This is a genomic window from Actinomadura violacea, assembly GCF_017573465.1.
Lineage (GTDB): Bacteria > Actinomycetota > Actinomycetes > Streptosporangiales > Streptosporangiaceae > Spirillospora > Spirillospora violacea.
Window position 1 is genome coordinate 69,757 of sequence record NZ_JAGEPF010000037.1, and the last position, 12,187, is coordinate 81,943.

The following is a 12,187-nucleotide window of genomic DNA, read 5'->3' on the forward strand; positions in this document are numbered from 1 at the left end:
GCGCGCCGGAGGGCCCGGGGCCGGTAGCCTCGGGTCTGTGATTGACCTGCGAGCTCTTCGAGAGGATCCCGAGCGGCTGCGCGCCTCGCAGCGCGCCCGCGGTGAGGATGACGCCGTCGTCGACCGGCTGCTGGACCTGGACGAGAGGCGGCGCTCCGCGCTGACCTCGTTCGAGCAGCTGCGCGCCGAGCAGAAGAGTTTCGGCAAGTCGGTGTCGCGGGCGCAGGGCGACGAGCGGCAGGCGCTGCTGGCCCGCGCGAAGGAGCTGGCGCAGCAGGTCAAGGACCGGGAGGCGGAGGCCGACCGGGTCGGCGAGGAGCTGGACGCGGCGCTGAAGGGCGTGCCGAACCTGATCGAGGAGGGCGCCCCCGCCGGCGGCGAGCAGGACTACGTGGTCCTGGAGCACGTCGGCGAGCCGACCGCGTTCGACTTCGAGCCGAAGGACCACCTGGAGCTGGGCGAGAGCCTCGGCGCGATCGACATGGAGCGCGGCGCGAAGGTCGCGGGCGCCCGGTTCTACTACCTGACCGGAGTGGGGGCGCGGCTGCAGTACGCGCTGCTGAACCTGGCGATGGAGCAGGCGGTCGCGAGCGGGTTCGTGCCGATGTACCCGCCGGTGCTGGTGAAGCCGGAGGCGATGGAGGGCACCGGGTTCCTCGGCGCGCACGCCGCGGAGGTGTACCAGCTCCCGCAGGAGGAGCTGTACCTGGTGGGCACGTCGGAGGTGCCGCTCGCCGCGTACCACATGAACGAGATCATCGACGAGCTGCCGCGGCGGTACGTGGCGTGGTCGTCGTGCTTCCGCCGCGAGGCCGGCTCGTACGGCAAGGACACGCGCGGCATCATCCGGGTCCACCAGTTCGACAAGGTGGAGATGTTCTCCTACTGCGATCCGGCGGACGCGCACGCCGAGCATCTGCGGCTGCTGGAGTGGGAGAAGGAGATGCTCGCGAAGGTCGAGATCCCGTACCGGGTGATCGACGTGGCGGCGGGCGACCTCGGGGCGAGCGCGGCGCGCAAGTACGACTGCGAGGCGTGGGTGCCGACGCAGAACACCTACCGCGAGGTGACGTCGACGTCGAACTGCACCGACTTCCAGGCGCGGCGCCTGTCGGTGCGGCACAAGGACGCCGACGGCAAGAACCAGCCGGTCGCGACGTTGAACGGGACGCTCGCGACGACGCGGTGGATGGTCGCGATCCTGGAGAACCACCAGCAGGCGGACGGTTCGGTGCGCGTCCCGGAGGCGCTGCAGAAGTTCCTGGGCCTGGAGGTCCTGGAGCCCGTCAAGCGCTGATACGGCAGAACGAGGGGCCCGTCCGATTCCCGGACGGGCCCTTTCCGCTACTTCAGGAGCTGCCTGCGGAGCGCGGCCTGGGTCGCGGCGTCGATGCCGAGGCCCTTGGTGACGAACGCGCCGAACGTCCCGTAGTCGCGCTTGATCTGGTCGAACGCGGTGTCGAGGTAGGAGGCGCGGACGGTCAGGAACGGCTCGACGAGCGCCGGGTCGATGCCGATCTTCTTCAGCTCGGCGAGCTCGGCGGCGTTCTGGTCGGCGAGCTCCTGGTTGGAGCGCAGGTAGTCGGCGTACACCTGGGCTTTGGGGACGCCGAGGATCGTCAGCAGGACGGCGGTCATGACGCCGGTGCGGTCCTTGCCCTCGGTGCAGTGGTAGAGGACGGGGCCCTTGCCGGACGCGATGCGCTTGAGCGCGGCGGTGAACTGCTTGCGCGCGTCGGGGTCGTGGACGAAACCGCGGTAGGACAGCGCCATGAACTCGCCGGACTTGTCCTGCGCGAGGATCGCCTTGAGCAGGTCGGGCAGCATCGTCAGCAGTGTCGGCGAGAACGCGTTGATGTTCGCTGCGACGGGTGCGACGCCGGCGGGCAGCTTGTCGGCGCCGGACATGCCGACTTCGAGCTGCGAGCGGAAGTCGACGGAGGCCGACAGCCCGAGCCGCTGGAGCTGGGCGATGCCGGTGGCGGTGACCTTGCTGAGCGACGCGGACCGGTAGACGAGGCCGTAGCGGACGTGCCGGCCGTCGCGTGCGGTGTAGCCGCCGATGTCGCGGACGTTGACGGCGCCGTCCACCGCGATGTCGCGGACGGCGGCGGTGCTCCGGACGGGCGCCGCGGGCGCGGCGGAGGCCGGGGAGGGGAGGGCGACGGGGGCCAGCGCGACGGCGCCCGCGAGCGCGGCCGACACCAGGCGGGGGGTTCGGGGGGTCATCTCTGCCTTCCGCACGCGGGGGGAGGGAACGTGAAGAAGATTCGGGTGGAACCACACCCTAGGCGCGCGGCGGACGGGACGGAAGGGGCACACCGTGAACAACACCCGAACCCGGACGGACGGGCACCGGCCGGGCGGACGTCCCGTCGTACCCGTCGCCTAAGGTGAGGTTTCGGACGACCTGGAAGGTGACATGACCGAACCTGCGCCGCGCGTGATCGCCACCGACCTCGACGGCACGATCGTGCGCTCCGACGGGACCATCTCCGCGCGCACCGTCGCCGCCCTCGCGCGCGTCGAGCGCGCCGGCGCGATGCTCGTCATGGTCACCGGCCGCCCCCCGCGCTGGATGACGGAGATCGCCGCCGCCGTCCGGCACCGCGGCCTCGCCATCTGCGCGAACGGCGCCGTCGTCTACGACCTGCACACCGAGGCCGTCGTGCACGCCCGGGAGATCCCGCCGGACGTGCTCGCCGAGGCCGTCGGGCGGCTGCGCGCGGCGGCACCGGAGTTCCGGTTCGCCGTCGAGTACCCGACCGGGTTCGTGTTCGAGGCCAGCTACGACCTGTCCCGCTGGGACGCCGAGGCCCTCGGCGGGCGGCCCGTCGACGGCACCGAGCTCGTCGCCCGCCCCGGCACCAAGCTGCTCGCCTTCCACCCGGACGCCGACCCCGACGAGCTCGCCGCGCGCGCCGAGAAGGCCGTCGGCGACCTGGTCACCGTCACCCACTCGTCCGGGCGCGGGCTACTGGAGATGAGCGCGCACGGCGTCACCAAGGCCAGCGCACTCGCCGCGCTCTGCGCCGAGCAAGGCCTCGGCCCCGCCGACGTCACCGCGTTCGGCGACATGCCCAACGACCTGCCGATGCTCGCCTGGGCGGGCACGTCGTACGCGGTCGCGAACGCGCACCCGCTCGTCCTCGCCGCCGTCACGAACACCACGTCCCGCAACGACGAAGACGGTGTCGCGCGGATCCTGGAACGCCTGTTCCCGTGACGACGGCCGCACCCCCGCCCGGCGGGGATGCGGCCGTCGCCGCGGCGTCCTACAGGTAGGGGCCGGAGGAGCGGGGCCCCTGCTCCTCCTGCTGCTCCATGCCCTGCGGCATCATGCCCGCGGGCAGCGCCCGCCGCATCTGCTCCAGCTGCGCGCGCGCCGCCATCTGCTGCGCGAACAGCGTCGTCTGGATGCCGTGGAACAGCCCCTCCAGCCAGCCGACCAGCTGCGCCTGCGCGATCCGCAGCTCCGACTCGCTCGGCACCACGCCCTCGGTGAACGGCAGCGACAGCCGCTCCAGCTCCTCGACCAGCTCCGGGGCGAGGCCGTCCTCGAGCTCCTTGATGGACGACTTGTGGATCTCCCGCAGCCGGGCCCGGCTCGCCTCGTCCAGCGGGGCGGCCTTGACCTCGTCCAGCAGCTGGCGGATCATCCCGCCGATCCGCATCACCTTCGCGGGCTGCTCCACCATCTCGGTGATCGACTTGCCCTCGGACTCGCCGCCCTCGCCCGCGCCCTCGAACGCGATGCCGTTCGGCCCGACCACGAGGACCTGCGGTTCCTGTTCCGACTGGTTCTTCGAAGGCTCGCTCATATCTCCCTCATCCTCACACGGTCAGCAGGATCTTGCCGACGTGGCCGCTCTGCTCCATCAGCCGGTGCGCCGCGGCGGCGTCGGCCATCGGCACCCGCCGGTCGACGACCGGGCGGACCTCCCCCGACTCCAGCAGCGGCCACACGTGCTCGCGGACGGCCGCCACGATCTCCGCCTTCTCCTCCAACGGACGGGACCGCAGCGCCGTTGCGTGGACGAGCGCCCTTTTCCGCAGCAGCGCGTTGATGTCCAGCTCCGCCTTCGTCCCGCCCTGCAGCCCGATGATCATCAGCCGGCCGCCCGTCGCGAGGGCCCCGACGTTGCGCTCCAGGTACTTCGCGCCGATCACGTCCAGGATCACGTCGTACGGGCCGCGCTCGGCGAAGTCGTCCTCGCGGTAGTTGATCACGACGTCGGCGCCCAGCTCGCGGCAGCGGGCCGCCTTCTCCGCGCTGCCGACGGTGCACGCCACCGTCGCGCCGGCCGCCTTCGCCAGCTGGATCGCCAGCGTCCCGATCCCGCTGCCGCCGCCGTGCACGAGGAACGACTCCCCGGCGCGCAGCCCGGCGAGCATGAAGACGTTCGAGTACACCGTGCACGCGACCTCCGGCAGGCCCGCCGCGTCCACCAGGTCCACGCCGCGCGGCACGGGGAGCAGTTGCGAGGCGGGCACCGCGACCCGCTCGGCGTAGCCGCCGCCGGACAGCAGCCCGCACACCTCGTCGCCCGGCGCCAGGCCCGTCACGCCGTCGCCGAGCGCGGCGACCCGCCCCGACACCTCCAGCCCCGGATACGGCGACGCGCCCTCGGGCGGGTTGTAGAAGCCCATCCGCTGCATCACGTCCGCGCGGTTCACCGCGCTCGCCACCACGTCGACCAGCACCTCGCCCGGCCCGGGCTCCGGATCGGGCACCCGCGTCCACTCCAGGACCTCGGCGTCCCCCGGCTCGCGAATCACGATCGCATGCATGACCGTCACGCTACCGGGCGGCGGCCGGACGCACCGTACGCGCGGCCCTCCCGCACCCGCCGGGGCAACGTCGATCTACGGACGTGATGCGTGGTATTGACGCGCAGGTATCCTGCGTGGGGGTCGTTTTGCCCTCCTGCTCCGTAATGATCATCTGAGGTGTGCCCGAGGGGAGAAATCGGTGGCGAGGAACGAGCACGACGGGCGTTCCCTTGAGGAGCGGCTGGCCTCTCTCGACGCGATGAGCGGCGAGGCGACGGGGCCGTCCGACCCCGCCCCGCCGGCCGCCACCGAGGGCGAGCAACCGGCCGGGCAGCCCCCCGGGCAGGCCGTCCAGGCCGGGCAGCAGCCGCAGGGCGCCGACCAGCAGGCCGCGCCGCCGCAGGGCGCCCCCGCCGAGCCCGGGCAGCCGCCCCAGCACGACCCCAACGCCAACCCGTGGCTGGCCGCGCCGCCGCTCCAGCCGCCGGAGAACTTCGGCCCGGACTTCGGCCCCGAGAGCTTCGGGCCGCCCCCGCCCGTCCCGGGCGCGGCGCAGAACCTGCCGCCCTACAACGGCGAGCCCATGCCCCAGCCGTTCGACGGCGGCATGCTGCCCCCGCCGTACGCCGCCGGGTACCAGCCGTTCGAGCCGCAGCAGCCCTGGGAGACCGGGCCGCCGCAGCCGTACGACGCGGGCGGCCAGGGCGCGCCGCCGCTCGACCAGCTCCCGCCGTACATGCCCGACCAGCCGTTCCCGCCGCCGATGGACCCGAACGCGGGCAGCCCCCAGCCGTTCCCCGGCGACCCGAACGGCGCCCAGACCTTCCCGCAGGACCCGAACGCGCAGTCGTTCGCGCCGGATCCGAATGCGCAGCCGTTCCCGCAGGACCCGAATGCCCAGTCCTTCGCGCCTGACCCGAACGCGCAGCCCTTCGGGCAGGATCCGAATGCGCAGTCGTTCGCGCCGGATCCGAATGCGCAGCCCTTCGGGCAGGACCCGAATGCGCAGGCGTTCCCGCAGGATCCCAACGCGCAGTCGTTCGCGCCCGACCCCGCCGCGCAGTCCTTCGGGCAGGAGCCGAACGCGAGCGCCCAGCCGTACGCCGCCGACCCCAACGCCGGTCAGCCGTACGCGCAGAACGCGGGCGGTCAGCCGTACCCGGTCGACCCGAACACCGGGCAGCCCTATCTCGTCGACCCCAACACGGGCCAGCCGTACGCGGTCGACCCGGCGACCGGCCAGTCCTACTTCGTCGACCCGAACACGGGCCGGCCGCTGCAGGGCTACGCGTACCCGCAGCAGGGCCAGCCGGCGCAGCCCGGGGCGTACCAGCAGGTCCCGCCGGGGCAGCAGCCGTACCCGGGCCAGCAGCCGCAACAGCAGCAGGGCGACCCGAACGACACCGACAGCCTCAGCTCCGAGAACCTGCTCGGCGAGCGCCGCATCGCGCCGTCCTCCGGCTGGCGGCGCGCCGTCTACAAGGCCACCGGCGGCAGCGTCCACCCCGGCGAGTCGCAGGGCGAGATGCGCCGCAAGGACCTCATCGCCCGCGCCCGCACCGCCGTGGCGGGCGGCCACCACCGCGTCGCGGTGATGTCGCTCAAGGGCGGCGTCGGCAAGACGACCACCACGACCGGCCTCGGCTCGATGCTCGGCTCGATCCGCGGCGACACCGTGATCGCGGTGGACGCCAACCCCGACCGCGGCACGCTGTCGGACAAGGTCCGGCTGGAGACCGCCGCGACGGTCCGCGACCTGCTCAACGGCCGCGACAAGATCCAGCGGTACGCCGACGTCCGCGCGTTCACCTCGCAGAACGCCGCGCGTCTCGAGGTGCTCGCCTCCGACCGCGACCCCGCGGTCAGCGAGGCGTTCAGCGCCGAGGACTACGAGGCCGTCGCCGCCGTCCTGGAGCAGTACTACTCCATCTGCATCACCGACTGCGGGACGGGCCTGCTGCACTCGGCGATGGCCGGGGTGCTGAAGCTCGCCGACCAGCTCGTCCTGGTCAGCTCCCCGTCGGTGGACGGCGCCCGGTCCGCGAGCGCGACCCTCGACTGGCTGGAGGCGCACGACCACGGCCACCTGGTCCGCAACGGCGTCGTGGTGCTGTCGATGGTCCGCAACCGCACCCGCAGCCAGGTCGACCTGGACAAGCTGCAGGCGCACTTCGAGAGCCGCTGCCGCGCCGTCGTCCGCATCCCCTACGACGACCACCTGGAGGAGGGCGCCGAGGTGGAGCTGGAGCAGCTCGCCCAGACGACGCGGGAGGCCTACCTCACCCTGGCCGCCGTCGTCGGCGACGGTTTCGCCTACCCGCGTCCCGACCGCACGTCCTGACCCGTCCGGCGCGGCGCCGCCGCTAGAGTCGCCTCACGTGGAGAGCGACGACCAGGGCGTCTACGTGGGCAGGGCCGCCGCGGACGCGGCGGCCGACCGCGGCTGGCTGCTCGGGCACTTCAAGCCGCCCGGCGACCTGCGGCACAGCGACGACGTCGAGATCAAGTGGGGCGTCCACCCCAAGGGCGAGCGGCGCGCGCGCTGGACGGGCGGTGAGAAGCGCACCGCGCTGCTCGTCCTGATCAGCGGCCGGTTCCGGCTCGAGTTCCCCGGACGCGACGTGGTGCTCGCCGAGCCCGGCGACTACGTGGTGTGGGGACGCGGCATCGACCATTCCTGGCAGGCCGAGGAGGAGTCGGTCGTGATGACGGTCCGGTGGCCGTCGATCCCGGGATATGCGGTCGAGGCGGCCGGATGAGCCCGCTATCGTTGGCCGTGGCCACCGGGCGTGGCCGAGGAGAGTTCGCATAGTGGACTAGTGCAGGCGCCTTGAAAGCGCCCAGGGCTGGGGACAGTCCTCGTGGGTTCGAATCCCACACTCTCCGCCCTCCTCGGATGCCATGGAAACCGCCCTAAACGGGCGGAAGGCATCCGTTACCCTCTTCGGCATGTCGCAGACACCGAATGATCCGGCAGGAACCACCCACCAGTTTCAGAACTTCGCCAACCGGGCGCCGGCCGAGAAGTCGGGGCCGAACATGCCGCTCATCGTCGGCCTCGCCGTCCTCGCGGTCGTCGTCGTGGCCGGCCTGATCGCGCTCATGATGGTCTGACTCCGGGCGGCAGCCCGCGCGGACGCGCCGACGCGTCCACCCCCCGTGCGCGGGCCCGGCCCGGCGGCGCGACCGGCGGCCACCGCGAGCGGCGCGCCCGCCGGTCCGGGCGTCAGCGGCCGTTGCTGCTGAAGTGCTGGTAGTCGCGGGCCCCGCTCCACTCGCCGCCCCAGCCCCAGCCGATCGAGGCGAACGCCTTCACCACCCGGTCGCCGGCGTGGATCACCCCGGGATCGCGGTTCTTCCGGTTCGCGTACTTCGCACAGTTCTTGTGGGCGACGTGCCCGTCCGCGTAGACGTACGGGTTCTGGCACGTGTTGAGGTCGACGGCGAGACCGAAGGCGTGCTGGGAGAACGAGCTGGACCCGGTGGCGTTGCGGCAGTTGAACGCGGAGGTGTTGCCGGCCTCGATGGAGGCGAAGTCGCTTCCCTTGTACTTGTCGACCGGCTCCATGCGCTCGATCGGGTAGCGCATGTCGTAGAGCTTGCGGAACACCGTCACGAGGTCGCCGGCCGCCTTGGCGTTGACGACGAGCTGCCCGTTGGCGTGCGGCTTCTTGTCCATGCCCCAGTAGGTCATCTGGATCATCCGGAGCCCGGACGGCGCGACCGGGCAGCCCTGATGCCAGGAGTACTTGAGGTCCCCGGCGGCGACCTTCTTGATCTGCGCCTGGAACTTCTGGCTGGTCGGCTTCGCCGACGGCTTCTCCGACCGGGTGGCGGTCCCGGTGGCGGTCGGCGGCGTGGCGGGCGTCGCCGATCCGGACTTGCCCCCGTTGTCGGATCCGTTGCCGCATCCGGTCGCGGCGGCCGACACGGTGATGAACACGGCGGCGAACGCCGCACTGCGAAGTGGCCCTCTGGCTGGCATCTTTGCAGGATGGCACGTCGCGAGTCCTTCGCGTTGGACCTCGGATTCGCTACGGTGCGTTTGACGGCGCGTCCGCCGGAAAGGGGCCGGGGCGAACGGGCCGCGAACGTCGTCCACCTCGCCGGGCATGTCGCCCGGCTTCCGCCGGCCCTCAGGGAGCCGGAATGGCGGATCCGCAGGAGAGGGACGTCCCGAGCCTCGAGGACGAGATCTTCGCCGTCGCGCAGAGCGTGCAGGAGGACCCGGGCGCGGACGCCGCGCGCCCGCGGCTGCGGCTGCGCTCCGAGCGGGCGCTGGACATCGCCGAGCGCACGCGGGCGCTGAGCGGCCGGGAGGTCGGCGCGATCGCCGCCGGGTTCGGACTGTTCGTGTTCATCGACTTCGTGATGATGTACGCGCCGCTGATGATGAGCCGTCGGCCGAGCCTGCTGCCGCAGTTCGTGACGCTGCTGGTGCTGGCGTTCGGGCTGGGCGGGCTGCTGGTGTGGAAGGTCGGCGGCCGGTGGCGGTCGTTCGGCGCGGGGATGATGCTGGCGTGGGTGTTCCTCACCCTGGTGTCGGTGGGGTTCCTGACCGGGGTGACAGTCACGCTCTAGCTCAGCTCGCGCCGAGCCGCTTGAGGACGGCGCCGAAGGCCCGTCCGATGGCCTCCAGGTCGGCGGGGTCGATCACGTCGATCAGGTGCTCGCGGACGACCTCGACGTGGTCGCGGGCGGCACGTTCCAGCGCGGCGTAGCCCTCCTCGGTGAGCTGCGCGTAGACGCCGCGCTTGTCGGTGCCGCAGTTGTCCCGCTTGACCAGGCCCTTGGACTCCAGCCGGGAGCAGGTGTGCGACAGGCGGCTGCGCGACTGGCTGGCGTTGGCGGCGAGCTCGGCCATCCGCAGCCGGTGGTCGGGCGCCTCCGACAGCCGGACGAGGATCTCGTACTCCGACACCGACAGCCCGTGCTTGGTCTTCAGGTCGCGGTCCATGAGCTCGGTGAGCCGGACGCTGCCGTCGACGTAGGCCCGCCAATCGCGCTGCTGGGAGGCATCGAGCCAGCGTGGTTCGCTCATGCGGATCAGTATAGTCCGGGAATAGTTGAACCATCAACTAGATTGTAGGGGGCAACGCCCGCCACGGACGGGCACCGACGGAGGAGGACCCCATGCCAGCCGTGATGGCCGACCCGCTGACCCTGCCCCGGCTGCCGCTGCTGCCGGAGGCGGACACCGACTGGCGCCGCGTCGCCAAGATCGTCACCGCGAAGCGCCACCTGGAGGGCGAGGGCTTCGAGGTCCGCCGCCCCTTCCCCGGCATCGACCTGTCCCTCGCCGACCCGTTCCTCCTCCTCGACCACATGGGCGCCGTCGAGTACGCCCCCGGCGAGGCGAAGGGTACGCCCTGGCACCCGCACCGCGGGTTCGAGACCGTCACCTACATCATCGACGGCGCCTTCCAGCACCAGGACACCACGGGCGGCGGCGGCCTCATCTCCGACGGCGCCACCCAGTGGATGACGGCCGCGTCCGGCATCCAGCACATCGAGCAGCCGCCGCCCGAACTCGTCACCAAGGGCGGCCTGTTCCACGGCGTCCAGCTCTGGGTGAACCTGCCGCGCGCGCAGAAGTGGGTGGAACCCCGCTACCAGGACATCCAGGCCCGCGACGTCAAGCTGCTCGCCGCCGACGACGGCTCCTCGCTCGTCCGGGTGATCGCCGGCTCCCTCGCCGGCCACGACGGCCCCGGCGTCACCTACACGCCGATCAACTACCTGCACGCCACCGTCGCGCCCGGCGCCCGCCTCACCCTGCCGTGGCCGCGCGAGTTCAACGCGATGGTCTACGTCCTGTCCGGACGCGGCACCGCCGGCGTCGAGGAGATCGGTCTGGACGAGGGTCAGCTCGCGGTCTTCGCGGGCTCGCACCACCACGGCTCGCAGGACGGCCTCGTCGTCCGCGCCGCCGACTCCCAGCCCCTCGCCAGCGCGAACGGCTGGGAGATCCTGATCCTCGGCGGCCTCCCCATCCGCGAGCCCGTCGCCCGCTACGGCCCGTTCGTCATGAACACCCGCGACGAGATCGTCCAGGCGTTCGAGGACTTCCAGGCCGGCCGCATGGGCACCGTCCCCGTCCCCCACCTGTCCGCCGCGGACGAGCCCCTGTCCTGAGGAAAAGGGCGGCGGCGCGGCCCGGGGGAAGCCGCACCGCCGCCCGGCTCAGGCGGCGCTCAGCACCCCGACCATGCGTCGGAACCAGCCGCTCCGGCGCGTCCGCTCGTCCCGCGCCGCGACCGGACGCCAGGGCTCACCCACCCGTGAGGGCGCCCGCCCCTGGGCGGACGCCGCCCGAACCGGCGGGCACCCCGCGCCGATCTCGCACAGCACCCGCACGAGCGCCGCAGGCGTCCCGGCCTCCACCAACCGGTCACGCCCCACCCAGTCACGCGCGACCGCCCACCACCGTCCCGTGTACTCGCCACGCCACGCCGACACCCCAGGGAACCGCCGCGCGAGTTCCGCCGCCACCCGCTCAGGATCGAGTTCGACGACCGCCCATGGCGCCGTCATCGTCCCGATCCCGACAGATAGCCGCGGACGACCACGGCGGCATCGACGATCCGGTCGGCGCGCGCGATCGGCTCGCCCCACGACGTCCAGAACCACGCGTTCCCGAAGTCCTCGCCCCGCGCACGGCAGGTGATGAGGTCGGACGCGGAGCCGCTCTCGTCGCAACACCCTGGAACGTCCGGATTGGTGACCCGGAGCCCGCGCGACGTCAGCTCCACCGCGAGCCGATGCGCCGACAGATGCGCGGCAAGCGCGGCGAGCGGGTCGCCGGAGATCGTACGATTCGCCACAGCCAGGACCTCGTTTCCTGGTCAGGTCCCGGCCGGCGCCGCAATCGCCGCGCCGGGGCCGCCTCGTGTGAGCGGCCCGGCGCGCGCCTGGCCGCGATGGGTGCGGGCGTCTGGTGATTTACCGCGACGCGCCCCCGGCTCTATGGGCCGCCGCTCTCCCGCTCGCGGCGGGTGCAGGCATCTTCGCTCCAGGTGAATTCGGCCCACATGGTCTGTCCCTCCTCGTCAGCGTCGTGCCCGACTTTGTCGGCGAACGCGTCGACGAGGAGCAGGCCGCGCCCGTAGTCGCCACTGCGCTCAGTCGCCGCGGGCCGAGACCAGGCCCCGTTGCCGGAATCGGAGACGGCGACGCGTGCCCAGCCCGGGCGGACGGTCACCGTGATGGCGACGACGCCGCCGGGGCCGCCGCTCGGCGTATGCCGCAACGAGTTGGCGGCCAGTTCGGCGATGACGCTCTCGGCTTCCTCCGCCCGCGGGGAGTCGCTCAGCAAGCCCCGGACGAAGGCGCGTATCGCCGGGACCATGCACGGGAGGCCGGGGTACTCCTGGGTCCACTCCATGGGGTTGCCTCCGCCGTGCGATCTTGTACG

15 protein-coding genes and 1 tRNA gene are annotated in these 12,187 nt (G+C 72.4%); 8 read left to right on the forward strand and 8 right to left on the reverse strand.

Annotated elements, in window-relative coordinates:
• Nucleotides 1–37 precede the first annotated feature (37 nt).
• A complete protein-coding gene (gene serS, locus J4709_RS44625; protein WP_208251397.1) occupies nt 38–1,297 on the forward strand; it encodes a serine--tRNA ligase in 1,260 nt (419 codons plus the stop codon).
• 47 nt (nt 1,298–1,344) lie between these two features.
• On the opposite strand, the gene J4709_RS44630 is transcribed toward serS, so the two are convergent.
• Nucleotides 1,345–2,229 carry a tyrosine-protein phosphatase gene (locus J4709_RS44630; RefSeq protein ID WP_208251398.1) on the reverse strand — a complete coding sequence of 295 codons (885 nt, stop codon included), beginning with the start codon at nt 2,227–2,229 and terminating at the stop codon, nt 1,345–1,347.
• Between the two features lie 193 nt (nt 2,230–2,422).
• On the opposite strand from J4709_RS44630, the gene J4709_RS44635 reads away from it, so the two are divergent.
• Nucleotides 2,423–3,226 (forward strand): Cof-type HAD-IIB family hydrolase, encoded by an 804-nt coding sequence (locus J4709_RS44635; protein WP_208251399.1) that lies wholly within the window; start codon nt 2,423–2,425, stop codon nt 3,224–3,226.
• A gap of 49 nt (nt 3,227–3,275) precedes the next feature.
• On the opposite strand, the gene J4709_RS44640 is transcribed toward J4709_RS44635, so the two are convergent.
• Together J4709_RS44640 and J4709_RS44645 are read right to left on the reverse strand one after the other, a co-directional pair.
• Entirely contained in the window at nt 3,276–3,821 is a 546-nt protein-coding gene (locus J4709_RS44640; protein WP_208251400.1) for a bacterial proteasome activator family protein, read from the reverse strand.
• 13 nt (nt 3,822–3,834) lie between these two features.
• Nucleotides 3,835–4,791, reverse strand: coding sequence for an NAD(P)H-quinone oxidoreductase (locus J4709_RS44645; protein WP_208251401.1), 957 nt, complete (start codon nt 4,789–4,791; stop codon nt 3,835–3,837).
• A 181-nt stretch (nt 4,792–4,972) separates the two neighbouring features.
• Here J4709_RS44645 and J4709_RS54200 point away from each other — a divergent pair, with 181 nt between their 5' ends.
• From J4709_RS54200 to J4709_RS44665, 4 genes are all read left to right on the forward strand, one after another.
• A complete protein-coding gene (locus tag J4709_RS54200) occupies nt 4,973–7,114 on the forward strand; it encodes a MinD/ParA family ATP-binding protein (RefSeq protein WP_307802077.1) in 2,142 nt (713 codons plus the stop codon).
• Between the two features lie 37 nt (nt 7,115–7,151).
• Entirely contained in the window at nt 7,152–7,532 is a 381-nt protein-coding gene (locus J4709_RS44655; RefSeq protein ID WP_208251402.1) for a cupin domain-containing protein, read from the forward strand.
• A gap of 38 nt (nt 7,533–7,570) precedes the next feature.
• Nucleotides 7,571–7,659 (forward strand) — tRNA-Ser (locus J4709_RS44660).
• A gap of 63 nt (nt 7,660–7,722) precedes the next feature.
• Nucleotides 7,723–7,887, forward strand: coding sequence for a hypothetical protein (locus tag J4709_RS44665; protein ID WP_208251404.1), 165 nt, complete (start codon nt 7,723–7,725; stop codon nt 7,885–7,887).
• A 112-nt stretch (nt 7,888–7,999) separates the two neighbouring features.
• On the opposite strand, the gene J4709_RS44670 is transcribed toward J4709_RS44665, so the two are convergent.
• A complete protein-coding gene (locus J4709_RS44670; protein WP_208251405.1) occupies nt 8,000–8,758 on the reverse strand; it encodes a M15 family metallopeptidase in 759 nt (252 codons plus the stop codon).
• Nucleotides 8,759–8,922: 164 nt separating this feature from the next.
• Between J4709_RS44670 and J4709_RS44675 the strand changes: the two genes are divergently transcribed.
• On the forward strand, nt 8,923–9,354 hold the full coding sequence (locus J4709_RS44675; protein ID WP_208251406.1) for an MFS transporter: 432 nt from the start codon (nt 8,923–8,925) through the stop codon (nt 9,352–9,354).
• 1 nt (nt 9,355) lies between these two features.
• Here the strand turns inward: J4709_RS44675 and J4709_RS44680 are convergent, their stop codons facing one another.
• Entirely contained in the window at nt 9,356–9,814 is a 459-nt protein-coding gene (locus J4709_RS44680; protein ID WP_208251408.1) for a MarR family winged helix-turn-helix transcriptional regulator, read from the reverse strand.
• Between the two features lie 92 nt (nt 9,815–9,906).
• Here J4709_RS44680 and J4709_RS44685 point away from each other — a divergent pair, with 92 nt between their 5' ends.
• Nucleotides 9,907–10,908 carry a pirin family protein gene (locus J4709_RS44685; RefSeq protein ID WP_208251409.1) on the forward strand — a complete coding sequence of 334 codons (1,002 nt, stop codon included), beginning with the start codon at nt 9,907–9,909 and terminating at the stop codon, nt 10,906–10,908.
• Nucleotides 10,909–10,956: 48 nt separating this feature from the next.
• On the opposite strand, the gene J4709_RS44690 is transcribed toward J4709_RS44685, so the two are convergent.
• The 3 genes from J4709_RS44690 to J4709_RS44700 form a co-directional block, all read right to left on the reverse strand.
• Nucleotides 10,957–11,307 (reverse strand): hypothetical protein, encoded by a 351-nt coding sequence (locus J4709_RS44690; protein ID WP_208251412.1) that lies wholly within the window; start codon nt 11,305–11,307, stop codon nt 10,957–10,959.
• On the reverse strand, nt 11,304–11,597 hold the full coding sequence (locus J4709_RS44695; protein WP_307802078.1) for a hypothetical protein: 294 nt from the start codon (nt 11,595–11,597) through the stop codon (nt 11,304–11,306). The genes J4709_RS44690 and J4709_RS44695 overlap by 4 nt, the downstream gene beginning before the upstream one ends.
• A gap of 140 nt (nt 11,598–11,737) precedes the next feature.
• A complete protein-coding gene (locus J4709_RS44700; protein ID WP_208251414.1) occupies nt 11,738–12,157 on the reverse strand; it encodes an ATP-binding protein in 420 nt (139 codons plus the stop codon).
• Nucleotides 12,158–12,187 lie beyond the last annotated feature (30 nt).